The sequence below is a fragment of the Methylocystis sp. SB2 genome (assembly GCF_049817085.1).
Classification (GTDB): domain Bacteria; phylum Pseudomonadota; class Alphaproteobacteria; order Rhizobiales; family Beijerinckiaceae; genus Methylocystis; species Methylocystis rosea.
The window spans coordinates 578,105-595,208 of sequence record NZ_CP187401.1 but is presented as its reverse complement, the minus strand read 5'-3'; the positions used below and the strand labels follow the sequence as shown (position 1 = coordinate 595,208).

The following is a 17,104-nucleotide window of genomic DNA, read 5'->3' as shown; positions in this document are numbered from 1 at the left end:
CTAGCGTGTTTCGGTAATCTTGAGGCCAGCGCAGCGCGTTTTAACCGGGGGAGTCCGTTCTTGTCGGCCGGGCCTTGCCGGAAAGCGTCGCGCGCGACCTATCGCAGAGCGGCGAATGTAGGCGCAAGCGTCCCGCGAGCGGCAAAGCTCTCCCGATCGGATGAGCGAAGTCGTTTGGCCTTACGCATAAAATCTGTATTCTCCGCCTGCGGCGATCGGAGTTTATTCAGTGGCGGGCGTGGGTTGTGCGCGGAGCCTTGAGGCTAAGCGCGTCTTGCTGATCGTCGGCGGGGGGATCGCCGCGTATAAATCGCTGGATCTCGTGCGGCGCCTGCGCGAGCGCGGCGCGCGGGTGCGCGTCGTCATGACGGCGGCGGCCAAGGAGTTCGTGACGCCGCTCGCCTTCGTCAGCCTCGCGAACGAAAAAGTCTACGACGATCTCTTCTCCGCAACCGACGAGCAAGAGATGGGCCATATCCAGCTGTCGCGCGACGCCGACCTTCTCGTCGTCGCGCCCGCGACGGCGCATATTCTCGCGCGCGCCGCGCGCGGCCTCTGCGACGATCTTGCGACCACTCTGCTGCTCGCAACCGACACGCGCGTCCTTTATGCGCCGGCGATGAATGTGCGCATGTGGCTTCACCCTGCCACCCAGCGCAACGTCTCGACGTTGCATGGCGACGGCGCCTGGTTTGTGGGGCCAAACGTCGGCGACATGGCCTGCGGCGAATATGGACCCGGGCGCATGAGCGAGCCGCTGGAGATCGTCCAAGCGATCGAGGCCGCGCTGAAGCAGGACACAAGGCTGCCGGCCCCCGAAGGCCTATCGATGCGCGGCGGCGCGCTCGAAGGGCTGCATGTCGTCGTGACCTCCGGGCCCACCCATGAGCCGATCGATCCGGTTCGCTACATCGCCAATCGCTCGTCAGGACGGCAAGGGCACGCCATTGCGGCGGCGGCGGCGCGCGCAGGGGCGCGCGTGACCGTGATCTCGGGGCCGGTCGCCCTCCCGGATCCCCCCGGCTGCGAGACCATACGTATAGAGAGCGCGCGAGACATGCTGGCCGCCGTAGAGGCCGCGCTTCCGGCGGATATATTCGTCGCCGCGGCGGCGGTCGCCGATTGGCGCGCGGAGCCGGCGGTCGACAAAATCAAGAAGGGCGAGCGCGGCGCGCCGAGTCTGTCGCTTGTCGAAAATCCCGACATTCTTGCGAGCGTCTCACGCGGACCGAACCGCCCGCGCTTGGTCGTCGGCTTTGCGGCGGAAACGCGCGACCTCATCCGCCACGCGCAGGAAAAGCTCGCCCGAAAAGGATGTGATCTCATTGTCGCCAACGACGTCAGCGAGGGAACCGGCGTATTTGGCGGGGCCATGAACCAGGCCCATCTCGTCTCGCGAGCGGGCGTCGAAGACTGGCCACGTCTTCGCAAGGAAGACGTCGCGGAGCGGCTCGTGGCGCGCCTTGCGCAGTTGATCGGCGGCGAAATGTCATGAAAGTCGCGATCCGCCGACTACCGAACGCCGAAGGGCTGCCACCCCCGGCTTACGCCAGCGAAGGCGCAGCGGGGCTTGATCTCCACGCCGCGCTGGCGCCGGGGCAAAAGCTGGTGCTGGAGCCTGGCGCCCGCGATCTCATCCCCACAGGGCTCTCGATCGCGTTGCCTCAGGGCTATGAGGGACAGGTTCGCCCGCGATCGGGTCTCGCCGCAGAGCACGGAGTCACCGTGCTCAACGCGCCGGGCACCATCGACAGCGACTATCGCGGCGAGATCAAGACGCTGCTGATCAATCTCGGGGGGCAGCCCTTCGAGATCGTTCGCGGGATGCGCATCGCGCAGCTCGTGATCGCGCCGGTGGCGCATGTTACGCTTGAGGAGGTCGATGATCTCGACGCAACGACGCGCGGCGCCGGCGGCTTCGGGTCGACGGGCGTGAGCGGAGAAGGCGCGTGATGAAGCTTCTGCCGCGCACCGCTCGCTTCGCGCTCATGGCGACGCTCGACGTGGCGCTTCATGCACGGGGCCGGCCGGTGTCGTCAAAGCAGCTCGCCGCGCGTCACGATCTGCCGCCGCGACGATTGGAGACGGTCCTGCAGGCCTTGGTGAGAGCGGGGATTCTCAAAAGCGTAAGAGGGCCAGCAGGAGGCTATGCTCTGGCGCGCGAGAGGCGTCGTCTTTCAGTCGGCGAGATCGTTCGCGTCGCCTTGCGGGCGGAAGAGGAAGAGGCGCCGGACGTGGCGCCGCCGCTGCTCTCGGCGGTGCTGGAGCCAATCATCGCTGAAGCGGAAGAGAGCGCGCTCCGGCAATTAGACGACGTGACGCTCGACGATCTGCACGCGCGCGCGGTCGCGCTCGGTTTTGGAGAAAGGCCGGACGCGAGCGGCGCTTTTGAGATATGAAGCGCGCCAGCCGGCAAAGTTGCCAGATGGGCGAGGAGGCGCGCATGATCTATGACACGATTGCAGTCGAGACGCAGGGCCGAGTCGGACTGATCCGTCTCAACCGGCCTGAAGCGCTCAACGCGTTGAACGCACAGCTCATCGCCGAGCTCGACGACGCGCTCGCAGAGTTTGAATCGAACGACGGCGTCGGCTGCGTCGTCCTTACCGGCTCCGAGAAGGCCTTCGCCGCTGGCGCGGACATCAAGGAGATGCGCGACAAGGGCTTCGTTGACGCCTTTCTCGACGATTTCATCGGCCGATGGGACGTCGTGGCGCGGGCCCGCAAGCCCATCATCGCCGCCGTCTCGGGGTTCGCACTGGGCGGCGGCTGCGAAATCGCGATGATGTGCGACTTCATTCTCGCGGCGGACACGGCGGTCTTCGGCCAGCCGGAAATCAAGCTCGGCGTGATCCCCGGCGCCGGCGGCACGCAGCGGCTGACCCGGGCCGTCGGCAAGGCCAAGGCGATGGATCTCATACTGACAGGTCGGATGATGGGCGCCGAGGAGGCCGAACGCGCCGGCCTCGTCGCGCGGATTGTCCCGGCCGCGGATCTTCTCGCCGAGGCGACCAAAACGGCGGCGACGATCGCGTCTATGTCGCTTCCCGCGGCGCTCATGGCCAAGGAGGCGGTCAATCGCGCTTTTGAATCGACGCTCGCGGAGGGAATTCGCCACGAGCGAGGGCTTTTCTATTCGCTTTTCGCCACCGGCGATCAAAAGGAAGGCATGAACGCCTTCGTGGAAAAGCGGAAGCCGGCCTTCGCCAATCGATAGGGCCGCCATTGACGAACAGCGGCCGCCGCGCTTATAAACCACGCCACTTGGCCGCGATTTCGCGGCCGCTTGGTTTTTAGGCGGCGCATCGCCGTCACTTTCGAGGACACGCAAAGCATGGCCAATACGAGTTCGGCCAAGAAAGCCGTTCGCCAGATCGCCCGCCGCACTTCGGTCAATCGTGCACGTCGCAGCCGCATGCGCACTTTTGTGCGCAAGGTCGAGGAGGCGATCGCCTCGGGCGACGCCTCTGTGGCGGCGGACGCGCTGCAAAATGCCGTGCCGATCGTGATGCGCGCTGCGCAGCGCGGCGTCATTCACAAGAATACGGCCTCGCGAAAGGTTTCGCGACTGACCGCGCGCGTGAAGGCGCTGGCCGCACAGGCGTAGAGGTTTCGCTGCGCATAGCGTGAACGCAACATTCTAGGAGCCCGGCGAGAGCCGGGCTTTTTTATTGCGCAGGACGGCGACGGCAATTCGTCGCAATAAGGCCAGATGACACGGTCGTGATTTTTTTTCGCAGCAATAATGCGTGATCATTCAAAATTCTCCCGATTCAATCTCTTGCAATGAAGCTGTCACGAACGGGAAAAAGCTAGGCACTTGACACGATTTTCGCGTTTGTTTCGCGCGGCGTTGGCGTGCGGCGAGCGACTCCAACGCGCCTGTCGCCTGTGGAATTTTATAGGCGGCGAATCATCGGCTTATGGCCAAAGATGACAAAAGATCGCGGCGCTCCGCTAGAGAACTCCAATCATTGTGACGGATTTAATCACGAGCGTCGTTGCGCGTGATGGCGCTGACGTGTAGCTTCTAAGGGTCGAACGAAAGGCGGTCGGCGTCGGTTTTTAATGGGCGCGCAATAGTGAGGGGAACGACCTGCGTTCCCCGGCGCGGATGGGCCCAAAGTGAGACGCATTGCCGCCTTCCAGCCGTTCGGCTTGAAAACTCAAGTGATAGTTCGCAAGGGCGTAGAGTAGATTCCGTTTCCTGCGACGCGCATCAATCCGGGATTCTCGCTGATCCCGGACGAGGGGAGGCTTTTGCCATGGCGAAAAGGCGGTTGGCCGAGACAGTCGAGGGAGCGCGCAGCCTCAACGATCGCATCAGTGTGCGGTCGTTCACGGCGCTGTGCGGCGTCTGTTTCACGCAGGAGGCCAACGCCGGCAGATGCGCGCGGCTCGCGATCGGGCCGCCTACAAGAGTGCTGATTTAGCGCCGTTCGCGGCGGCAATTACTCGTTCCAACTAGGTTCCTTTCGATCAGCGCCAGCGGCGAGATTCGCCGAGGGCTCCCTTTCTGGCGCTCGTTTCGGAAAAAAGGTCTGATATGTCCGATCATAGAGAACAATTGGCAGACGACGGAGTAACCGCTGAAGACCGCTCGAAATGGGACCGAGTCCGACACAGACTGAGGAGCGACCTCGGCGACGCGGTTTACAATTCCTGGTTCACGCGATTGGAACTCGAGCGCATCGACGGCGGCGCAGTGCATCTGACGGTGCCCACCAAATTTTTGAAAAGCTGGGTGCAGTCGCACTATGCGCCGCGCATCAAGGCGCGCGTGGCGAGCGAATTCTCGAAAGTAGAGCGCGTCCTCATCGACGTGCGTTCGCCTATGCGCAAGACGCGCTCGCGTGAAGACGGCGCAGATCAGGTCGAGTCCAGCACACCGCACTGCGTCGCGCGCGCCGTCGCGACATTCGCGCCGACTCTCGAAGCGGCCAGCGAAGGCAATGCGCGCCGCGCCGCTCGCCCGATGCCCTTGCGTCACGACGCCGACGCGTTCGTCGGCTCGCCGCTCGATCGTCGGCTGTCCTTCTCGACCTTTCTCGTCGGGCCCTCGAACCAGCTCGCCTACGCGGCCGCCTGCCGCGTCGCTGAGGCGCGCGCCGGCGACCTTCCGATGTTCAATCCGCTCTATGCCCATGCGGCGGTCGGGCTCGGCAAGACGCATCTCCTGCAAGCGCTTGCACATGCGTCGAACGACAACCGCCGCCATACGATTTATCTGACGGCTGAACGCTTTATGAGCGGCTTCGTCTCTTCGCTGACCACACATACGTCGCTGGCGTTCAAGGAGAAGCTACGCGGCATCGACGTGCTGATCATCGACGACGTTCAGTTTCTCCAAGGCAAATCAATCCAGCAGGAGTTCTGCCACACGCTGAATGCGCTGATTGACGCCGGTCGACAGGTCGTCGTCGCCGCCGACCGGCCGCCGTCGGAGCTCGATACGCTCGACGAGCGCGTGCTGTCGCGATTCAAGGGCGGGCTTTGCGTGGACATCGGCCCGCTGGACGAGTCCTTGCGCATCAAGATCCTCGCCGCGCGCATTGCATCGGCGAAGGAGTCGCAATCCAGTTTCCACGTGCCGCCGGAGGTCATCTCCTACGTCGCGCGCACGATCGCCACCAACGGCCGTGATCTTGAGGGCGCCGTCAATCGGCTTCTCGCCCACGCCACGCTGACTGGGGCGCCGCTGACCGTCGAGACCGCGGAATCGGCCATTCGCGATCTCGTGCGCACGCAGGATCCAAAACGCGTCAAAATCGACGACATCCAGAAGCTCGTGGCGAGCCACTACAATATTTCACGCTCCGACATTCTGTCGTCTCGGCGCACCGCCAATGTGGTGCGGCCTCGGCAGATCGCCATGTATCTGTCGAAAGTGCTGACGCTGCGCTCGCTGCCGGAGATTGGCCGCAGATTCGGCGGCCGCGATCACACCACCGTGCTGCACGCGGTGCGGAAAATCGAGGAGCTCGCCGCCAAGGACAAAGGGCTCGCCGAAGTCATCGAACTTCTGAAGCGCATCTTGAGCGAGCAGTAGACTGCGGCTTGGCTGGGTTCACGGGTAACGCGGCGACGGGCGCGCAATCGCTGCGCCAGCCCGTCTCATCGGCCGGTCTTCACCGTCGTCCACATTCTGGTGATCAGTTTCTGAACTGTCTGATCGGGCGCCGTGACCGTAAACAGGCGTCGCATCGTGAGGTCATTTGGATAGACCGACGGATCATTCGCGACCGCCTTGTCGATCAGCGGTCGCGACGGCGCGACGCCATTGGCGAAATTGGTGGCGATTGAATTGCGCGCGGCGATATCGGGTCGAAGCAAATAATCGATAAAGAGATAGGCTTCGTCGAGATGGCGCGCATCCTTTGGAATCGCGAGATTGTCCAACGACAGGAGCGAACCCTCGGTCGGTATCGCGTAAGCGATATCGACGTCGGTGCCGGCTTCGCGGGCGCGATTGCGCGCTTGCAGGCTGTCGCCCGACCAACCGATGGCGACGCAAATGTCGCCGTTCGCCAGCGCATTGATATATTCAGAGGAATGAAATTTCTTCACATAGCGGCGCAGACTTCCTAAGAGGCTGGCGGCGCGTGAAAGATCCTTTGGATTTTTAGAATTGGGATCGAGCTTCAGGTAGTTGAGCGCGATCGCGAACATGTCCTCCGGACTGTCGAGCATGTAGACGCCGCAGTCGGCGAGCTTCTTTAAATTTTCCGGCCGCAGGACCTGATCCCAGCTCGTTATCGGCTTGCCAAGCCGCTCCTGGACCTTCGCGACATCGTAAGCGACGCCCGTCGTGTACCACATGTAGTTGATGGCGTAGCGGTTGCCCGGATCGAAACGCGAAAGTCTGGAGTCGATCTCGGGCCAGACATTGCGCGCGTTGACAAGCTTGCTTCTGTCGATCGGCTGCAGCACGCCCGCTGCGATCTGCCGCTGGAGGAACGTCGCCGACGGCACGACCACATCGTAGCCGGTGTCGCCCGCAAGAAGCCGCGCCTCGAGCATCTCGTTCGAGTCATAGGTGTCGTAAATGACTTTGATTCCGGTCTCTCGGGTGAAGTCCTCGAGCACGCTTGGATCGATGTAATCGCTCCAATTAAAAATGTTGACGACGCGCTCTGCGCCCAGGACGGGCGATGTTGCTGCGACGAGCGTGAGGAGGCATGCGAGAAGAAGCCGTTTCATGCGACTAGCCGTGTAGCGGATCAATGGGGCGAACCTATCATGGTTGCGCGCGCTTTGGCGACGCGCCATGCTGGGTGGAGCGGGCTACACGCCAGCGGAGACACTATGACCGCGATCCTCGTCGAAGGCGCGACGGCGCTCGAAAACCGCGCCGACGCGACCAAATGCGTCGCCCGCGGCGCCCGCCGCTACCTGAGGGCCTGCGGATTTTCCGTCGTTTGCGAGGCTCCTCTGCCGAACGGCCGACGCGCCGATCTCATCGCGCTCGCTTCCGACGGCGTCCTGCGCATCGTCGAGGTCAAGTCGAGCTACGCCGACTTTCGTGCGGATCTTAAATGGCCGCAGTATCGCGGCTTTTGCGATCGGTTCTATTTCGCGATCCCCGCATCGCTCGATCCGACGATTTTTCCCAATGATGCGGGCTTGATCGTCGCGGACGCGCAGGGGGCCCTGCTGACGCGCGAGGCGCCGGCTCTCCCCCTCGCGCCGGCCCGTCGACGTTCGATGCTGTTACGTTTCGCGGCGATGGCGGCGGACCGTTACTGCCTGCTGGCCTTCGGCGACGAACAGGCCAACTAAAGCCGTCAGCGGGGCGCACGCTTGGCGAGAATGCGTTGCAGCGTGCGGCGGTGCATGTTGAGCCGCCGCGCCGTCTCCGAGACATTGCGGTCGCACGACTCGAAAACCCTCTGGATATGCTCCCAGCGCACGCGGTCGGCGGACATGGGATTTTCTTGAGCGTCGGGTTTGTCGACCTGCGTCGCCATCAGCGCGTGATAGATTTCGTCGGCGTCGGCGGGCTTCGCCAGATAGTCGAAGGCGCCGAGCTTAACTGCGGTCACCGCGGTTGCGATGTTGCCATAGCCGGTCAGAATGATTCCGCGCGCGTCGGGACGTGAGGTCTTCAGCTTTGAGATGACGTCGAGGCCATTGCCGTCGTCAAGCCGCATGTCGATGATCGCGAACGCCGGCGGGTTCGTCTCAAGGGCGGCAAGACCCTCGGCGACCGTTTCGCAGGGCGTCACCAGGAAGCCCCGCGCCTCCATCGCGCGCGTCAGTCTGCCAAGAAACGGCTTGTCGTCATCCAGGATCAGCAGTGAACGATCCTGTGGCAGCGCTGGAACTTGTTCAGGTTCCGAGACGCCTTCTCGATCGGCCTTCAATTCTTCGGTCGACATTGCGCGTTTCCAACCCTGATTTTTGTCAAATCTAGCTTATCGCCGGCGTCGCGTCGATTCTATTTGTCCTGTTGGGGAAGCCTTGGCCTGGCCGCGGCGGGCTCCAGCGCGGCCCGCGGCCACGTGACTTTGGCGATTGCGCCGGTGCGCGGCGGAGAAACATTCATTGTTTCGACTGTGGCGCCGGAGCGCTCCAAAAGGGTTTTGGCGATGAAGAGGCCGAGACCAAGCCCTGACTCGGCGTCGTTTTTCGTGCGCCGCTCAACCGGCCGCCCTCGCAGATAGGGGTCCCCGAGACGATCAAGAATGTCAGGAGAGTAGCCTGGCCCGTCGTCCTGAATGGCGATCGTCACGTAGCTTGAACTCCACCAAGCGTCGATCTTCACGCGTGACTTGGCGAAGTCCATCGCGTTTTCGACAAGGTTGCCCAGTCCGTAAAGAATCGCTGGATTGCGCGCCAGCACCGGCGCGTCGGAGGGTCCGTTTTTGGAAATTTCGACCTCGACGCCGAACTCACGCTGCGGCTCAACCACTTCCTGAATCAGCGTGTCGATCGACAGCAGATTCATTACGCTGCTCTGGTCTGTCGCGCCAAGCGAGGCCAGCTTGCCCAGGATCTCCCGACAGCGCGCCGTCTCCTGCGCCAGGAGCGCGAGGTCGTCGCGCAGCGCTGGCGCATTCTCCGGCAGGGCATTCTGCAATTCTTTGATGATCAGCGTGATGGTCGCGAGCGGCGTGCCAAGTTCATGCGCGGCGGCGGCGGCGAGGCCGTCGAGTTGCGAGAGATGCTGCTCGCGCTCGAGCACCAATTCCGTCGCCGCGAGCGCGTCGGCAAGGAGCCGCGCCTCGTCCGACACGCGCGCGGCGTAGATGCCGATGAACGCCGCGCTGAGCGCGAGCGCCGCCCAAACGCCGGTGCGGTAGAGGAGGGGGAACGTCAGCTTTTCGTCGGCGTACCAGGGCAAGGGATAATATTCGACCGTGAGCACCGTCGCGACCGCAATCATGACGATGCCGAGCAGCAGCGTCAGGTTGCTCGGCAGCGACACCGCCGAGATGATCACCGGCGTCAAAAACAACATCGCGAAGCTGTTCGTCAGTCCGCCGGTGAGATAGAGCAGAAATCCCAGCTGGATAATGTCGTAACCAAGGAGCACGGCGGCCTCGACGTCGCCGAGGCGGAAACTGCGCGGCGTGCCGAAGCGCATGCCGATGTTAAGCGTCGCCGACGCCGTGATGAAGACGAAGCAGAGGCCGACGGGAAAATCGAATCCGAGAATGAAATAAACGCCGATACATGCCGCCGCCTGACCGGTGATGGCCACCCAACGGAGCATGAGCAGCGTCTCCATGCGCAGGCGCCGGGCGTCGTAGTCATATTCGACAGTTGTCATTTCAGTAATTCCATGGAGCGCCGCTTCCGGCGAGCTTCACAATCCCACGCCGCGCGACGCGCGCCAGATGCGCCACTGTCGCGCCAGCGGCGAGGGATCGCCAAGCGGGCGACACGGATCGTAATCGCTTCGCGCCAGCCGCTCCAGATAAAGTGGAGCGGTGGCGCAGGGGAGCAGCGCGGCGCGGGCGGGCCCGAGATCCACGGCCAGCCGGCGCGCCCGCTCATAGTGGGACTGCGCCAGTCCGTGCAATTTCTTCACGATCGGACCCAGCTCCTCGCGCCGGCCTAAGGGTTCGCCCTCATGCGCGAAGGCCTCGTCCGGCAGGAATTTCTGCTGGTGGGGACCCTCAGGAAGAGCGCGCAAGATGCGCGTGAGGCCGAGCGCGACGCCCGCCTCATCGAATGCGCCGGCCGACGGCGCTTGAAGATCTGCGCCGAGAATTCGCGCCGCCCAGCGAATCGGCGCCGACGCCGTAGCGCGGCAATAGTCCTCGAGCGCCGTCCAAGTCGGCATCGCATCGTCGTAGAGATCGAAAATATGCGCGTCCGTCAGCGCGACGAATTCGCTGCGGGGCAGGGAGAATCGCTCGATCGTGTCGATCAGCGCATCGGCCACGGGATTGGCGCGCACGCCTTCGCCTTGCGCGGCGTCGGCCTCCAGCGCGTCGACCCACCACTGCAGCCGCATCTCGCCGAGCAGCGGTTGCGTGACCTTGCCGCTGACGCCCGCCGTTTCCTGGGCGAAGGCGTAGAGCGCATGAATGTGCGGGCGCGCGGCCTGGGGCGCAAAGAGACAGGCAAGCCAGAGGTCGCGATCACGCGCGCGCAGAAGTTCCTCGCACTGCACATAATGCTCCTGCGAGGCGGCGGTCATGATGTCACACGGCGATTAGCAACGCGCCGACACGGCGATTCTCGTCGACGAGCACATTGTAGGTCCGCACGGCGGCTCCCGTCGCCATGGTTTCGCAACCGACGCCCGCCGCGCGCAGCTTCGTGCGCAAGCCGCCGGCAAGCGGCAGCAAATCCTTGCCGGTGCCGACGACAAACACGTCGAGCCCGCCGCTTTCGGAAAGCGCGTTGTCGATCATCGAATCGTCGATTTCCGCAGCGCTGGTCAGAGGCACGGCGCGCACGCCCGAGGGCAGCGCGAGAATCGAGCCGCGGTGGGACATGTCGGCGAAGCGGAATCCCCCGCCGCCATAGTCATCGATTTTGTGACGGCCGGGAACATAGCCGCCGTCGCTGCTCGTCAAGCCGGCCTCGTCTTGGCGCGTTTGCCGGACGTCTTCCGTGCGGGCGCGGGCGTCGACTTCGACGGCGCGGAGACTGGCGCCTCCGTAATGTCATCGCGCGCGGCGACTGCTGCGTCGGCCTTGCGCTCCGTCTCGTGCTTCTGCGCCGCCTTGTCGGCGTCTTCATTGCGCAGCCCGAGATAGATCAGCATCGGCGAGCAGATGAAGATTGACGAGTAGGTCGCGACGAAAATGCCCCAAATCATCGCGACCGAGAACGATCGGATCACTTGGCCGCCGAAGGCGACGAGGGCGAACAGGGCGAGCATCACCGTCGTCGCGGTCATGATCGTGCGCGGCAGGACGGCGTTGATCGACATGTCGACCATTTGCGCTGTCGGCAATTTCTTGTATTTGCGCATGTTCTCGCGAATTCGGTCGAGCACCACCACGGTTTCGTTCAACGAGTAGCCGACGATCGTCAAAATCGCCGCGATCGATGTGGTGTTGAATTCGAGCTGCGTGATCGAGAAAAAGCCGACGGTGAGCAGCAGATCGTGCATCGTGGCGATCACCGCGCCGATCGCGAATTGCCATTCGAAGCGGAACCAAAGATAGGTCAGCACCGCGATGATCGACAGCACCACGCCGAGCGTGCCGGACTGCACCAATTCGTTTGAGACGCGCGGGCCGACGACCTCGACGCGGCGTAAATCATAGTATCCGCCGACGGCGCCGCGAACGCGCTCCACCGCCGCCTGCTGGGCGACGTCGCCGCCGGGCTGCAGACCGAAGCGCAATGTGGCGTCTGCCGGATTCCCGAACGCCTGCACCTCGATCTCGCCCAGCTGGAGGCCTTCGCCGAGCGTGCGCAGCGTGCCGACTTCCGCGGCGCCGGATTTGGCCCGCAGTTCGATCACCGTGCCGCCGGCGAAGTCGATGCCGAAATTCATGCCCTTGAAGACAAAGAGGGCGACTGCGATCAGCGACAGCAAAGCCGAGAAGGGATAGCTGACGCGGCGGAACCGCATGAAGGGGAACTTGGTGTTCTCCGGAGCGAGGCGCAGAAGTTTCATAAATGTCGCCCCTTCAGATCGGCAGTTTTGTCGGCCGCGCGTAATGATACCAGACGGCGATCATCATGCGCGTCATGGTCACCGCGGTGACGATGGTCGTCAGAATGCCGAGCGCAAGCGACACGGCGAAACCGCGCACCGGTCCCGAGCCAAGAAAATAAAGGATCGCCGCCGCAACGAACATGGTGACGTTGGAGTCGACGATGGTCGCGAAGGCGCGGGTGAAGCCCGCGTCGAGCGAGGCCAGAATCGACCGCCCGGCGTGATTTTCTTCGCGGATGCGCTCGTAGATCAGCACGTTCGAGTCGACCGCCATGCCGATCGTCAACACGATTCCGGCGATGCCCGGCAGCGTCAGCGTCGAGCCAAGCAGCACGAGTCCGGCGAAAATAAAGGCGATGTGCACGAACAGCGCGAGATTGGCGAAGACGCCAAAGATGCCGTAGGTGACGAGCATGTAGACGACGACGAGGCCGGCGCCGACATAGGCGGCGCGTTTGCCGGCGTCGATTGAGTCCTGGCCGAGGCCCGGACCGACGGTGCGCTCTTCGACGATGTTGAGCTTCGCCGGCAGCGCGCCGGCGCGCAGCAGGATCGCAAGGTTGTTCGCCTGTTCGACGGTGAAGCGTCCGGAAATCTGGCCGGAGCCGCCGGTGATCGGCGTCAAGATCCGCGGCGCGGAAATGATCTTGTTGTCGAGGATGATCGCGAAGAGGCGCCCCACGTTCTTGGACGTCACTTCGCCGAAGGCCTGGGCGCCGCGGATGTTGAAGCGGAAATTGACGACAGGCTCGCCGCTTCTCTGCTGGTCGAATCCGGGCTGCGCGTCCGTGAGATCCTCGCCCTTGACCATCACCTGCTTCTCGACGCCGAGCTTGCCTTCCTGCTCGACCTGATCGAGTTCCTCGATTTCCGCCGGATTCTGGCCGGGATCGGCGACGAGGCGGAATTCGAGCTTCGCGGTTTTGCCCAGGATCTCCTTGAGAGTCTCGGGGTCCTGAAGGCCCGGCACCTGCACCAGCACGCGGTCGTCGCCCTGACGCTGAATGCTCGGCTCTCGCGTGCCGAGGGCGTCGACGCGCCGCCGAATGACTTCGATCGATTGCTCGACGGCCTTGCGCGATTTGTCCGTGATGCCCGCGTCGGTGACGGTCACGCGGATGACGCCGTCCGGCGACGCCTCGACGTCGAGCGGCGAAGGCCCGCCCAAGAGAGCGCCGCTGAAGCTGTTGCGCAGCAGCCGCAATTTTGGAAGGACTTTCTCCCGATCCGCAGGGTCGGCGACGCGCACCTGTACGCCGCGCGCAGTCGTTCCGATGCCGCCGGAGATAGCGACCTTCTCTTCGCGCAGGATTCGGCGCACGTCGTCGCGCAGATTTTTCACCTGCGTGCTGATGAGATCCGCCTGATCGACTTCGAGCGTCACATGTGAGCCGCCCTGCAGATCAAGGCCGAGCACGATGGTCGGAGGCGTAAGCCAGGAGGGCAGGCGCGACTTCAGCTCTTCATAATGGGACGGCGACAACATGCTCGGCGCGACGACAAGCACCGCAGCGACAGTCATCGCCACAATGGCGAGAAATTTCCAGGTCGAGAATCGCAGCATTGTCCTGCTATCGGCTAGTGATCGAAAGGAGCCGCGTCAGCTCTGCGAGCCGGATCCGGCGTCTCCGGGCTTGCTGTCGCCCGCCTTGCCGTTGCCGGACTTAACGTCGCTCGACTTGGTTTCGGCAGACTTCGCCGACTTTCCGCCGCTTTTGGCGCCGCCAGTCTTGGCCGCCGGCGGAGGCGTCTCATCCCTTACGGGTTCGCCCTTGGCGCGCACTTCGGCGACGGCCGTGCGCAGCATGCGCACCCGCACGTTGGGCGCGATCTCGACCTCGATTTCAGCGTCGTCAATGGATTTCGTCACCTTGGCGACGATTCCGCTCGTGGTGACGAGCGTGTCCCCGCGTCGGACGTTGCGCAGCTGCGCGAGCTGCTCCTTCTCGCGTCGGGAGCGCGGGCGGATCACCAAGATGTAGACGATGCCCATCACCACGAAGATGGGAATAAGCTGTCCAAGCATCTCCGGCATGGTCGGAGGCTGGTGCGCTTCGGGCGGCGTCTCGACGGCTTGACCCGTCTGCGTGGCGGTCGGCGGATGTGGCGGGGTTGGCGACGCGGGCGTCGAAGGCGCGGTCGGCTGGGCCGGCGGGCTCGCAGGAGACTCGGCGGCAGGCGGTGAGGGCGTCTGGGCTTGGGCCAAAGCGTCCGGGATCAGCTTCATCGCGAAAATCTCTTTAAGGGCTCGGGGCCCGGCGCGGATTATTTTCCAAGCGCCGGAATGGGCGCGGACTATAGCCGCTCACTTCACGAAAGCAATGGCGCGTGGCCGACTTCACGCGATGCGCACGCATAAGCGCGAGCAATCGAATGTGCGGCCACGCACCGTCCTTCGCCGCTTGAGCGCATAGTCCATACAAGGCGCCTTAGGCGTCTTTGTTGTCAGGAGAAAATCATGTTGAAGAAACTTTCCTACGCCGCGCTTTTGGCGGGTGCGCTTTTTGCCTCTTCCCCCGCCGCCGCAGGCGGCCACTGGCACGGCGGCCATGGGGGCCTTGGCTGGCATGGTTGGCATGGCGGCGGCTGGCACGGCTGGCATGGCGCCGGTTGGCATGGCGGTTGGGGCGGTCACGGCGGCGGCTGCTGGCGCTGGTGGTACGGCCAGTGGCATTGGGCGTGCTGACTTTCAAACACAGCAGGCGATCAACCTCTCTTCGGCGGCGGCCCGGCCTTTCGCTGCGCGACCCTTGAGGGCCGCCCGAACTGCGCCAGGCGATGCGCGGTCGCGAGGCCGCTCGCAAATTATAGAAGCGACGCCACATAGACCTGTGGGGTCATGCCTCAGCCCAAGCTTTTCGCCGATCCGCGGACTGCGCTGAGCCATTCAATGGAAGGTGGAGCCAATGTCAGCTTTCAAGAACATTTCTGTGGTCGCGGCGCTCATCGGCGCGCTGGCGATGCCCGTCGCGGCCGGCGCCGCTGGCGGCTGGGGCGGCGGCCAAGGCGGAGGCGGCGGCCAAGGCGGGGGCGGCGGCGGTAAAGGTGGCGGCGGCTGGGGCGGCGGCCAAGGTGGAGGCGGCCAAGGTGGCGATATGGGCGGCGGCGGCCAGGGTGGTGGCGGCGGCGGTGGCCAAGGCGGCGGTGGCCAGGGCGGCGGCCAGGGCGGCGGCGGCGGGAAGTGGGGGGGCGGCGGCCAAGGCGGCGGTGGATGGGGCGGCGGCGGCCATGGTCCCCACGGCGGCTGGGGCGGCGGCGGTCACCATGGCGGCTGGGGCGGCGGCGGCGGATGGGGTGGTCGCCATGGCGGCGGACATTGGTGGCGCGGACGCTGGTGGGATTACGGCGTGGGCCGTTGCTGGCGCTGGCATCCCTACCGTCAGGCCTGGATGTGGGTCTGCGGCTAAAGCAGGGTCCTTACGCGCGAAGTTGCTGCGCTAGGCCGCGCAGGAACTCAACACAGGCTGCCAGCTCGGCGATGTCGATAAATTCGTCGGGCTGGTGCGCCTGGTCGATGCGGCCAGGGCCGCAGACGACGGCGGCCACGCCCGCGCGCTGAAACTGACCGGCTTCGGTCGCATAAGGGACGGCGATCGTCCTATTGCGCCTGGCGAGCCGCAGCGCCAGCGTCTCCGCCTCGGAGCCCGGCTGCGGCGCAAGTCCCGGCACCTGATTCTCAATCGTGGTCTCGACGCCGGCGTCGGGAAAATCGACGAAAATCGTTCGTCTTAGAGCCTCGCAATAGGCTTCCAGCCGGTCGTAAGCGAAATTCGGCGGCGCGCCCGGCAACGCTCGAAACTCCCACTGGAATTCGCAGTCCTTGGCGACGATATTGCGCGCCGTTCCGCCGTGAATCACGCCGACGTGAATGGTCGAGAAGGGCGGGTCGAAGCGCCCGCTCGGATCGCCTGCCGCGCGCAACTCCTCGCCGAAGCGCTCCAGCTCGCACACGAGTTTGCAGGCGACATGCACGGCGCTGACGCCGCGATGCAGATTCGCCGAATGGATCTCGAAGCCGCGCACGCGCGTCACATAGGTGGCGACGCTCTTATGCGCGTCGGCGACCTCCATCGACGTCGGTTCGCCGACGATCACGGCTGAGGGGAGCGGCAGGTCCGCCCCGAAGCGCGCGATGACGTCGAGAGGACCAAGACAGGTGGTCTCCTCGTCATAACTCAAGAGGATGTGGATCGGGCGAGACAGCTGCGCCGCCTTGAATTCCGGGATCATCGCGAGGCAAGCGGCGTCGAACCCCTTCATGTCCACCGCGCCGCGTCCATAGAGTCGCGTCGCGTCGCGCCGCAGCGTGAACGGATCGCCGCTCCAGGCTTGCCCGGCGACCGGCACGACATCTGTGTGGCCGGACAGCAGAACCCCGCCGTCAGCGTCGGGGCCGATCGTGACGAAGAGGGCGGCCTTGTCGCCGGAGGCGTTCGGCGCGCGGACGAAGCGCACGTCCTGTTCGCGCAGGTAAGCTTCGACGAAATCGATCAGCGGCAGATTGGATTTGGAGCTCACCGTGTCGAAAGCGACCAATCGGGAGAGCATGTCGATCGCGTCTTCCAGCCGGTCCATCCCGCCGGCCTAATTCAGCGTCGGACGCGACAGCGGACTGTCGAGCGAGAACGCGGGCACCTCGACGTCGAAGGTTTCGCCGGCGTCGGTGATCATCCGATAGCTGCCCTGCATCATCCCTGAAGGCGTGCCAAGCGGACAGCCCGAGGCGTAACGAAACGTCTCCCCAGGCTCCAGCACAGGCTGTTCGCCGACCACGCCCGGTCCGCGCACTTCCTCGCGGCGCCCGTTGGCGTCGATGACGACCCAGTGACGCGACAAAAGCTGAACCCGAACGCGGCCGAGATTGGCGATCTCGATCGTATAGGACCAGAAGTAGCGATCCTGGTCGGGGTCTGAGCGATCCGGCAGGAAGTCGGGAAGCGCCGTGACCTGAATGTCTCTGGTGATGGAGATGTACAT

The 17,104-nt window shown here is 64.3% G+C and carries 20 protein-coding genes; 10 read left to right on the top strand and 10 right to left on the bottom strand.

All coding sequences use genetic code 11. From position 1 onward, the window contains the following. Nucleotides 1–274 precede the first annotated feature (274 nt). The 7 genes from coaBC (at nucleotide 275) to dnaA (ending at nucleotide 6,049) form a co-directional block, all read left to right on the top strand. A complete protein-coding gene (gene coaBC, locus ACPS74_RS03020; RefSeq protein ID WP_239754443.1) occupies nucleotides 275–1,495 on the top strand; it encodes a bifunctional phosphopantothenoylcysteine decarboxylase/phosphopantothenate--cysteine ligase CoaBC in 1,221 nt (406 codons plus the stop codon). Next, on the top strand, nucleotides 1,492–1,953 hold the full coding sequence (gene dut, locus ACPS74_RS03015; protein WP_029652079.1) for a dUTP diphosphatase: 462 nt from the start codon (nucleotides 1,492–1,494) through the stop codon (nucleotides 1,951–1,953). Before coaBC ends, dut begins: the two co-directional genes overlap by 4 nt. Next, nucleotides 1,953–2,399 (top strand): RrF2 family transcriptional regulator, encoded by a 447-nt coding sequence (locus tag ACPS74_RS03010; protein ID WP_018408093.1) that lies wholly within the window; start codon nucleotides 1,953–1,955, stop codon nucleotides 2,397–2,399. Before dut ends, ACPS74_RS03010 begins: the two co-directional genes overlap by 1 nt. A gap of 44 nt (nucleotides 2,400–2,443) precedes the next feature. Further along, entirely contained in the window at nucleotides 2,444–3,217 is a 774-nt protein-coding gene (locus ACPS74_RS03005; protein ID WP_029652080.1) for an enoyl-CoA hydratase, read from the top strand. Nucleotides 3,218–3,334: 117 nt separating this feature from the next. Next, the gene (gene rpsT, locus ACPS74_RS03000) at nucleotides 3,335–3,607 is read left to right on the top strand and encodes a 30S ribosomal protein S20 (RefSeq protein ID WP_026222925.1); all 273 of its coding nucleotides are present in this window, start codon (nucleotides 3,335–3,337) and stop codon (nucleotides 3,605–3,607) included. Nucleotides 3,608–4,265: 658 nt separating this feature from the next. Further along, complete coding sequence (locus tag ACPS74_RS02995; protein WP_154450759.1) at nucleotides 4,266–4,433, top strand: hypothetical protein; 168 nt, start codon at nucleotides 4,266–4,268, stop codon at nucleotides 4,431–4,433. A 113-nt stretch (nucleotides 4,434–4,546) separates the two neighbouring features. Continuing rightward, on the top strand, nucleotides 4,547–6,049 hold the full coding sequence (gene dnaA / locus ACPS74_RS02990; protein ID WP_029652081.1) for a chromosomal replication initiator protein DnaA: 1,503 nt from the start codon (nucleotides 4,547–4,549) through the stop codon (nucleotides 6,047–6,049). 65 nt (nucleotides 6,050–6,114) lie between these two features. Here dnaA and ACPS74_RS02985 read toward each other — a convergent pair whose 3' ends face one another. Beyond that, nucleotides 6,115–7,200 carry a polyamine ABC transporter substrate-binding protein gene (locus ACPS74_RS02985; RefSeq protein ID WP_239754445.1) on the bottom strand — a complete coding sequence of 362 codons (1,086 nt, stop codon included), beginning with the start codon at nucleotides 7,198–7,200 and terminating at the stop codon, nucleotides 6,115–6,117. A gap of 105 nt (nucleotides 7,201–7,305) precedes the next feature. Between ACPS74_RS02985 and ACPS74_RS02980 the strand changes: the two genes are divergently transcribed. Continuing rightward, nucleotides 7,306–7,779, top strand: a complete 474-nt coding sequence (locus tag ACPS74_RS02980) for an MmcB family DNA repair protein (RefSeq protein ID WP_029651701.1) — start codon at nucleotides 7,306–7,308, stop codon at nucleotides 7,777–7,779. Between the two features lie 5 nt (nucleotides 7,780–7,784). Here ACPS74_RS02980 and ACPS74_RS02975 read toward each other — a convergent pair whose 3' ends face one another. From ACPS74_RS02975 to yajC, 7 genes are read right to left on the bottom strand one after another with little or no spacing between them, the layout of a single operon-like run. Beyond that, nucleotides 7,785–8,378, bottom strand: coding sequence for an ActR/PrrA/RegA family redox response regulator transcription factor (locus tag ACPS74_RS02975; protein WP_029651700.1), 594 nt, complete (start codon nucleotides 8,376–8,378; stop codon nucleotides 7,785–7,787). 59 nt (nucleotides 8,379–8,437) lie between these two features. Beyond that, a complete protein-coding gene (locus tag ACPS74_RS02970) occupies nucleotides 8,438–9,772 on the bottom strand; it encodes an ActS/PrrB/RegB family redox-sensitive histidine kinase (RefSeq protein WP_036242183.1) in 1,335 nt (444 codons plus the stop codon). Between the two features lie 36 nt (nucleotides 9,773–9,808). After that, on the bottom strand, nucleotides 9,809–10,648 hold the full coding sequence (locus ACPS74_RS02965; RefSeq protein ID WP_029651698.1) for a phytoene/squalene synthase family protein: 840 nt from the start codon (nucleotides 10,646–10,648) through the stop codon (nucleotides 9,809–9,811). A 4-nt stretch (nucleotides 10,649–10,652) separates the two neighbouring features. Further along, nucleotides 10,653–11,030, bottom strand: a complete 378-nt coding sequence (locus tag ACPS74_RS02960; RefSeq protein ID WP_029651697.1) for an Mth938-like domain-containing protein — start codon at nucleotides 11,028–11,030, stop codon at nucleotides 10,653–10,655. Continuing rightward, nucleotides 11,027–12,085, bottom strand: coding sequence for a protein translocase subunit SecF (gene secF, locus ACPS74_RS02955; RefSeq protein WP_029651696.1), 1,059 nt, complete (start codon nucleotides 12,083–12,085; stop codon nucleotides 11,027–11,029). Before secF ends, ACPS74_RS02960 begins: the two co-directional genes overlap by 4 nt. A gap of 13 nt (nucleotides 12,086–12,098) precedes the next feature. Then, entirely contained in the window at nucleotides 12,099–13,691 is a 1,593-nt protein-coding gene (secD, locus tag ACPS74_RS02950; protein ID WP_029651695.1) for a protein translocase subunit SecD, read from the bottom strand. A gap of 36 nt (nucleotides 13,692–13,727) precedes the next feature. Beyond that, nucleotides 13,728–14,354: a preprotein translocase subunit YajC gene (gene yajC, locus ACPS74_RS02945; RefSeq protein ID WP_029651694.1), complete on the bottom strand. Its 627-nt coding sequence runs from the start codon at nucleotides 14,352–14,354 to the stop codon at nucleotides 13,728–13,730. A 231-nt stretch (nucleotides 14,355–14,585) separates the two neighbouring features. Here yajC and ACPS74_RS02940 point away from each other — a divergent pair, with 231 nt between their 5' ends. Continuing rightward, nucleotides 14,586–14,813, top strand: coding sequence for a hypothetical protein (locus ACPS74_RS02940; RefSeq protein WP_083481407.1), 228 nt, complete (start codon nucleotides 14,586–14,588; stop codon nucleotides 14,811–14,813). A 220-nt stretch (nucleotides 14,814–15,033) separates the two neighbouring features. Beyond that, nucleotides 15,034–15,534, top strand: a complete 501-nt coding sequence (locus ACPS74_RS02935) for a hypothetical protein (RefSeq protein ID WP_239754447.1) — start codon at nucleotides 15,034–15,036, stop codon at nucleotides 15,532–15,534. A gap of 10 nt (nucleotides 15,535–15,544) precedes the next feature. Here ACPS74_RS02935 and argE read toward each other — a convergent pair whose 3' ends face one another. Beyond that, nucleotides 15,545–16,702 (bottom strand): acetylornithine deacetylase, encoded by a 1,158-nt coding sequence (gene argE, locus ACPS74_RS02930; RefSeq protein ID WP_029650415.1) that lies wholly within the window; start codon nucleotides 16,700–16,702, stop codon nucleotides 15,545–15,547. Nucleotides 16,703–16,711: 9 nt separating this feature from the next. Next, complete coding sequence (gene apaG / locus ACPS74_RS02925) at nucleotides 16,712–17,104, bottom strand: Co2+/Mg2+ efflux protein ApaG (protein WP_018408112.1); 393 nt, start codon at nucleotides 17,102–17,104, stop codon at nucleotides 16,712–16,714.

Excerpts from the sequence above, each read along its gene's own strand:
- dut (WP_029652079.1), top strand. The coding sequence starts at position 1,492 with ATGAAAGTCGCGATCCGCCGACTACCGAACGCCGAAGGGCTGCCACCC.
- ACPS74_RS03010 (WP_018408093.1), top strand. The coding sequence starts at position 1,953 with ATGAAGCTTCTGCCGCGCACCGCTCGCTTCGCGCTCATGGCGACGCTC.
- ACPS74_RS03005 (WP_029652080.1), top strand. The coding sequence starts at position 2,444 with ATGATCTATGACACGATTGCAGTCGAGACGCAGGGCCGAGTCGGACTG.
- rpsT (WP_026222925.1), top strand. The coding sequence starts at position 3,335 with ATGGCCAATACGAGTTCGGCCAAGAAAGCCGTTCGCCAGATCGCCCGC.
- ACPS74_RS02995 (WP_154450759.1), top strand. The coding sequence starts at position 4,266 with ATGGCGAAAAGGCGGTTGGCCGAGACAGTCGAGGGAGCGCGCAGCCTC.
- dnaA (WP_029652081.1), top strand. The coding sequence starts at position 4,547 with ATGTCCGATCATAGAGAACAATTGGCAGACGACGGAGTAACCGCTGAA.
- ACPS74_RS02985 (WP_239754445.1), bottom strand. The coding sequence starts at position 7,200 with ATGAAACGGCTTCTTCTCGCATGCCTCCTCACGCTCGTCGCAGCAACA.
- ACPS74_RS02980 (WP_029651701.1), top strand. The coding sequence starts at position 7,306 with ATGACCGCGATCCTCGTCGAAGGCGCGACGGCGCTCGAAAACCGCGCC.
- ACPS74_RS02975 (WP_029651700.1), bottom strand. The coding sequence starts at position 8,378 with ATGTCGACCGAAGAATTGAAGGCCGATCGAGAAGGCGTCTCGGAACCT.
- ACPS74_RS02970 (WP_036242183.1), bottom strand. The coding sequence starts at position 9,772 with ATGACAACTGTCGAATATGACTACGACGCCCGGCGCCTGCGCATGGAG.
- ACPS74_RS02965 (WP_029651698.1), bottom strand. The coding sequence starts at position 10,648 with ATGACCGCCGCCTCGCAGGAGCATTATGTGCAGTGCGAGGAACTTCTG.
- secF (WP_029651696.1), bottom strand. The coding sequence starts at position 12,085 with ATGAAACTTCTGCGCCTCGCTCCGGAGAACACCAAGTTCCCCTTCATG.
- secD (WP_029651695.1), bottom strand. The coding sequence starts at position 13,691 with ATGCTGCGATTCTCGACCTGGAAATTTCTCGCCATTGTGGCGATGACT.
- yajC (WP_029651694.1), bottom strand. The coding sequence starts at position 14,354 with ATGAAGCTGATCCCGGACGCTTTGGCCCAAGCCCAGACGCCCTCACCG.
- ACPS74_RS02940 (WP_083481407.1), top strand. The coding sequence starts at position 14,586 with ATGTTGAAGAAACTTTCCTACGCCGCGCTTTTGGCGGGTGCGCTTTTT.
- ACPS74_RS02935 (WP_239754447.1), top strand. The coding sequence starts at position 15,034 with ATGTCAGCTTTCAAGAACATTTCTGTGGTCGCGGCGCTCATCGGCGCG.
- argE (WP_029650415.1), bottom strand. The coding sequence starts at position 16,702 with ATGGACCGGCTGGAAGACGCGATCGACATGCTCTCCCGATTGGTCGCT.
- apaG (WP_018408112.1), bottom strand. The coding sequence starts at position 17,104 with ATGTACATCTCCATCACCAGAGACATTCAGGTCACGGCGCTTCCCGAC.